The organism is Roseovarius maritimus (assembly GCF_043355895.2).
Classification (GTDB): Bacteria; Pseudomonadota; Alphaproteobacteria; order Rhodobacterales; family Rhodobacteraceae; genus Roseovarius; species Roseovarius maritimus.
Window position 1 is genome coordinate 1 of record NZ_JBHFPF020000025.1, and the last position, 2,938, is coordinate 2,938.

Below are 2,938 nucleotides of genomic sequence, written 5' to 3' on the forward strand. Positions count from 1 at the left end.
CCCCCTTCACCGGCGGCGCTGAGGCGCTGACGGGATGCGGGACGGACGGACGGGGCGGAGCTTCGGAGGTCTTGACGGCAGAGGTTTACAGGGATAGATGACGCGGGCTGCGCCGGAGTATTTGGCGCTGTTTGTTGATTTTGTTTCGGGCTTTCGGGTCCTGGGGCTTTGGCTCCGACGCTCTTTGACATTGATGATATCTGAAGAGATATGTGGGCGGTTTGGTTCATTCGATGAACAGACAACTGCACATATGTCGCGCTGGTAGGGTCTGATCCTCAAGTAGCCGCAAGGCGATGGGGGGATTGGAAGTCCGATGATCCAGTGTCAGCTTCACTGTTTGGACGGCTTTCGGTTTCTGATGAAACCAGAAGCACAGACAAACAGTCGGTCTTGGCCTTAGCCGGTCAAGACTAATATGTGCAGAGGTTCGAACGTCAAGGATAAGCTGGCAACAGCTTTTCAACTTGAGAGTTTGATCCTGGCTCAGAACGAACGCTGGCGGCAGGCTTAACACATGCAAGTCGAGCGAGGTCTTCGGACCTAGCGGCGGACGGGTTAGTAACGCGTGGGAACGTGCCCTTCTCTGCGGAATAGTCCTGGGAAACTGGGGGTAATACCGCATACGCCCTTCGGGGGAAAGATTTATCGGAGAAGGATCGGCCCGCGTTAGATTAGATAGTTGGTGGGGTAATGGCCTACCAAGTCTACGATCTATAGCTGGTTTTAGAGGATGATCAGCAACACTGGGACTGAGACACGGCCCAGACTCCTACGGGAGGCAGCAGTGGGGAATCTTAGACAATGGGCGCAAGCCTGATCTAGCCATGCCGCGTGAGTGATGAAGGTCTTAGGATCGTAAAGCTCTTTCGCCAGGGATGATAATGACAGTACCTGGTAAAGAAACCCCGGCTAACTCCGTGCCAGCAGCCGCGGTAATACGGAGGGGGTTAGCGTTGTTCGGAATTACTGGGCGTAAAGCGCGCGTAGGCGGATTAGAAAGTATGGGGTGAAATCCCGGGGCTCAACCCCGGAACTGCCTCATAAACTACTAGTCTAGAGTTCGAGAGAGGTGAGTGGAATTGTGAGTGTAGAGGTGAAATTCGTAGATATTCACAGGAACACCAGTGGCGAAGGCGGCTCACTGGCTCGATACTGACGCTGAGGTGCGAAAGTGTGGGGAGCAAACAGGATTAGATACCCTGGTAGTCCACACCGTAAACGATGAATGCCAGTCGTCGGGCAGTATACTGTTCGGTGACACACCTAACGGATTAAGCATTCCGCCTGGGGAGTACGGTCGCAAGATTAAAACTCAAAGGAATTGACGGGGGCCCGCACAAGCGGTGGAGCATGTGGTTTAATTCGAAGCAACGCGCAGAACCTTACCAACCCTTGACATGGACATCATACTTTCGAGAGATCGATCGGTCAGTTCGGCTGGATGTCACACAGGTGCTGCATGGCTGTCGTCAGCTCGTGTCGTGAGATGTTCGGTTAAGTCCGGCAACGAGCGCAACCCACATCCCTAGTTGCCAGCAGGTCAAGCTGGGCACTCTATGGAAACTGCCCGTGATAAGCGGGAGGAAGGTGTGGATGACGTCAAGTCCTCATGGCCCTTACGGGTTGGGCTACACACGTGCTACAATGGTAGTGACAATGGGTTAATCCCCAAAAGCTATCTCAGTTCGGATTGGGGTCTGCAACTCGACCCCATGAAGTCGGAATCGCTAGTAATCGCGTAACAGCATGACGCGGTGAATACGTTCCCGGGCCTTGTACACACCGCCCGTCACACCATGGGAGTTGGGTTCACCCGAAGGCCGTGCGCCAACCTGTTTACAGGGGGCAGCGGACCACGGTGAGCTCAGCGACTGGGGTGAAGTCGTAACAAGGTAGCCGTAGGGGAACCTGCGGCTGGATCACCTCCTTTCTAAGGATGATTGTAGCTGACTGGCTTGCCAGTCACGTCAATCACTTAGCACGATCAGCAAACAAAGCTGATCACATCAGTCAGTGTCGCTTGCGATGCTGATTTGGGCCAATCCGTCCTCATATCTCTTCAGACAGTTTTCAGGCCTACCGGCCTGTCTGGGTCGGTAGCTCAGGTGGTTAGAGCGCACGCCTGATAAGCGTGAGGTCGGAGGTTCAAGTCCTCCTCGACCCACCACGTCATTTTGCGCAGCAAAATTGACTAACTGGGGCCTTAGCTCAGCTGGGAGAGCGCCTGATTTGCATTCAGGAGGTCAGGAGTTCGATCCTCCTAGGCTCCACCATATCCACAACATACCGATTGTACCGTTAAGCACTGTGCGCAGTTCTTAACCGTCCAATCGGACGAATTGACATCGTAAAGAGAGATACAGTTACTTTGAGAGCAATCTCAAAGTAACATAACGACACTGTTCGGTGCGCGCGAGTAAGCGTTGCATCTCAGGTGGTGCCGGCGGACTTCGGTCCAAAGGCGAGCGTATGACGTGGTTGCTTCCTCGACCGCCCATGCGTGTGCCAGCTGAAAAAGACGGTGTTGTCCAAGTCAAGTATACTAACCCGGATACAGTTCTGCACGGTTCTGTATCCTGTGTGATCCGAAAGGATCGCACATTGTCTGGTCCCAAGCGGGCCAGGCGGGAAACAAAGTATGACTTTTGTTCCAGAATAGAGGCAATCCTTTAGTTACCAGCTGGGGGCGCCGCAGTGAGGCTTCGGTCTGACTTCTTCTGGATCAAATCAAGCGCGAAAAGGGCGTTTGGTGAATGCCTTGGCAGTAAGAGGCGATGAAGGACGTGATACTCTGCGATAAGTCATGGGGAGCTGAGAATAAGCTTTGATCCATGAATTTCCGAATGGGGCAACCCACCTGATACTGTGTTATTTATCCTACCACGATGGTGGTTACGCGAGGTTCGTCCTCAAGTAGCCCTCCGGGCGGTAGGGC

2 tRNA genes and 2 rRNA genes (1 of these 4 cut by a window edge) are annotated in these 2,938 nt (G+C 53.6%); all 4 read left to right on the forward strand.

From position 1 onward, the window contains the following. The first annotated feature begins 463 nt into the window (after window positions 1-463). Window positions 464-1,933: ribosomal RNA gene (locus ACEWPM_RS19655) — 16S ribosomal RNA — on the forward strand. Between the two features lie 160 nt (window positions 1,934-2,093). Continuing rightward, window positions 2,094-2,170, forward strand: a tRNA-Ile gene (locus ACEWPM_RS19660). Between the two features lie 30 nt (window positions 2,171-2,200). After that, a tRNA-Ala gene (locus ACEWPM_RS19665) sits at window positions 2,201-2,276 on the forward strand. A 452-nt stretch (window positions 2,277-2,728) separates the two neighbouring features. Next, window positions 2,729-2,938: ribosomal RNA gene (locus tag ACEWPM_RS19670) — 23S ribosomal RNA — on the forward strand; it runs 2,358 nt beyond the window's last position. The 16S and 23S rRNA genes sit together here with 2 tRNA genes alongside, the layout of an rRNA operon.